The sequence below is a fragment of the Aeromonas sp. sif0611 genome (assembly GCF_019218845.1).
Taxonomy (GTDB): Bacteria; Pseudomonadota; Gammaproteobacteria; order Enterobacterales; family Aeromonadaceae; genus Aeromonas; species Aeromonas media.
This window is the reverse complement of record NZ_JAHUWU010000043.1, coordinates 1-300: the sequence shown is the minus strand read 5'-3', so window position 1 is coordinate 300 and position 300 is coordinate 1. Positions and strand designations below refer to the sequence as shown.

The window sequence follows — 300 nt, the reverse complement described above, 5'->3', positions numbered from 1 at the left end:
ACAACGTCGACAACAGCAAGGTGCAGTACCTGGGCGAGGGGGAGACCAAGGTCGAGACCTTCACCGTGCAGTCTGTGGATGGCACCGAGCACACCGTCACCATCACCATCACCGGCGTCAACGATGCGGCTGTCATCACCGGCAGCGACACCGGCAGCGTGACCGAAGACGAGAGCACCCCGACCCTGACCGAGACCGGCACCCTGAGCGTGACCGACCTGGACGGCGCCGATGAGGCCAAGTTTGTGGCCGGCAACGGCGTGGCCAGCACTGGCGCACTGGGCAGCCTCGCCATCACCG

1 protein-coding gene is annotated in these 300 nt (G+C 66.0%); it reads left to right on the top strand.

The genetic code is table 11. The features are described 5' to 3' along the window. Positions 1–300: VCBS domain-containing protein (locus tag KW824_RS20685; RefSeq protein ID WP_218410889.1), on the top strand; the 300-nt coding region annotated here is incomplete at both ends.